Source organism: Microbacterium sp. (assembly GCF_030149085.1).
Lineage (GTDB): Bacteria > Actinomycetota > Actinomycetes > Actinomycetales > Microbacteriaceae > Microbacterium.
Map to the genome: position 1 here is coordinate 1 of NZ_JASBSF010000065.1, position 1,719 is coordinate 1,719.

The following is a 1,719-nucleotide window of genomic DNA, read 5'->3' on the forward strand; positions in this document are numbered from 1 at the left end:
CGGGTGCGGTGGCGATGGAGGCCCCGACGAGCCCGGCCGACACCATCAGCACGGCGGCGATCCCACCCCACAGACCGCGGGCTCGAGGATGACTGAGGGCAGCGGACATGGAGTCTCCTTCGTGCGGCGCATCGTCCGCACACACCGGGCGCACGAAGAGGCTGCGCCGAGAACGGACGGATCGATGCGGAAAGGGGCGACGCCGGACTCTCCGCATCGCTTCGAGGTCCGATGCTACTAGCAGGTAACGTGCTACTCCACCTCTCGCTAAGCAGAATACTGCTCTGATCGGGGCAGCAGCGCGGCCGGGACGCCTCACAGCAGACAGGAGTATGCTGACGTGTTGGGTCGCCCGACCCCGAAGAGTCCCGAAAGGCGGTGATGGCGATGTCCGGTGATAGTTACGACGCCGCCTTCGCTGCGTCGCGACTCCCTGCGCTAGCGCGTTGACCTTCCGGTCCGCTTTCGCACGTCCTTCTCCGCAGCCGTCGGCGGCGTCATCCGTCCCTGACGAATCCGCGCACGGTGCTCTCTGCCGCCGTGCCCCTGCGAGAACGGAGCCGCATCATGGCGCTCATCGACAACGGCGTGTACGTCCACGGACGTCGCGTGGAGACCCCCAAGAACCTGGACGAGACCTACCGGCTGCTGGATGCGGCCGGCGGCATCGCCTGGATCGGCCTGTACCGACCCAGCCCCGAAGAGGTGGCGTCCGTCGCGCGCGAGTTCGACCTGCATCCCCTCGCCGTCGAGGATGCACTGTCAGGCCACCAGCGCTCGAAGGTGGAGCGCTACGGCGACACCCTGTTCGCCGTGCTGCGCCCCGCGCGCTACCGCGATGAGCAGGAGTCGATCGAGTTCGGCGAGCTGCACCTGTTCGTCGGCCCCGACTTCGTGGTGACGATCCGGCACGCGGAGTCGCCGAACCTCGCGGCGGTGCGTGCACGCATGGAGGCGAACCCCGAGCTGCTCGCGATGGGCCCCGAGGCCGTGCTCTACGCGATCCTCGACGAGGTCGTCGACGGGTACGAGCCGATCGTGGCGGGACTCCTCAACGACATCGACGAGATCGAGGACCAGCTCTTCGGCGACGGCGACGACGACAGCGCGCTCTCCCGCCGCATCTACGAGCTGTCCCGCGAGGTCATCAACTTCCAGCGCGCCGTGCACCCCCTGAACGGGATGCTGGAGTGGCTGCGCCGCGGTTCCGAGAAGTACCGCATCGACGAGGAGCTGCAGCGCTCCCTGCGTGACGTGCTCGACCACACGATCCGCGTGAACGAGAAGATCGACTCCTTCCGCGCGATCCTCGAGAACGCGCTGACCGTGCACTCCGCGCTCGTCGCCCGTCGGCAGACCGAGGCCGGGCTCGCGCAGAACGACGAGATCAAGAAGATCTCCTCCTGGGCCGCGATCATCTTCGCGCCGACGCTGGTCGGCACGGTGTACGGCATGAACTTCGATGTGATGCCCGAGCTGCACTGGGCGTTCGGCTACCCGATGGCCATCGGTGCGATGGTCGCCTTCGCCGTCGGTCTGTTCGGCGTGTTCAAGTACAAGAAGTGGCTCTGATCGCCAGGGCGGAGTCCGTCGTGGGGTTGGTCACCGCCGCGCGGACACGGCGGTGACCGCCTGCTGCTTCCGGCAGCGGACCTGATGGAGACGGGGTTCACGCAGAGGGATTCCGAGGGGTTGCCAGTGATCACCGCCACGTACACG

Annotated in this window: 1 protein-coding gene; it reads left to right on the forward strand. The window is 67.3% G+C overall.

The window, feature by feature from the left end:
• Positions 1-567: 567 nt before the first annotated feature.
• The gene (locus Q1V87_RS02710) at positions 568-1,572 is read left to right on the forward strand and encodes a magnesium and cobalt transport protein CorA (RefSeq protein ID WP_300590762.1); all 1,005 of its coding nucleotides are present in this window, start codon (positions 568-570) and stop codon (positions 1,570-1,572) included.
• Positions 1,573-1,719 lie beyond the last annotated feature (147 nt).